The sequence below is a fragment of the Pseudoalteromonas sp. SIMBA_162 genome (assembly GCF_046535955.1).
Lineage (GTDB): Bacteria > Pseudomonadota > Gammaproteobacteria > Enterobacterales > Alteromonadaceae > Pseudoalteromonas > Pseudoalteromonas marina.
Genome location: NZ_JAWJBQ010000345.1, coordinates 1 through 275, shown reverse-complemented (window position 1 = coordinate 275; position 275 = coordinate 1). Strand labels below are relative to the sequence as shown.

The following is a 275-nucleotide window of genomic DNA, read 5'->3' as shown; positions in this document are numbered from 1 at the left end:
CGATATTGGCCACGATGCCCGCGACACCGGTGATGACGGGGTAGGAGATGAAGAAGATGTAGTTCTCGAAGGTGGGTTCCTTGCCGTAACCGAGCAGATAGCCGCCCCAGGCGCCGATCAGCGTCACCGGGCCTGCGGTCCACAGGATCTGCATCAGGCTCACCGACCAGGGCACACTCTCCACGGCCTGGGTAATGCGGCGAATCTCGTCTCGGCCCTCGCGCTCCAGGCGCACCTGGGGCGCGTCATCGGCAGTGTTGGCTAGGGGACGAAAG

1 protein-coding gene is annotated in these 275 nt (G+C 64.0%); it reads right to left on the bottom strand.

The features are described from left to right. The coding region (locus R0J88_RS19965) for a hypothetical protein (protein WP_410900870.1) at nucleotides 1-275 on the bottom strand (275 nt) is incomplete at both ends.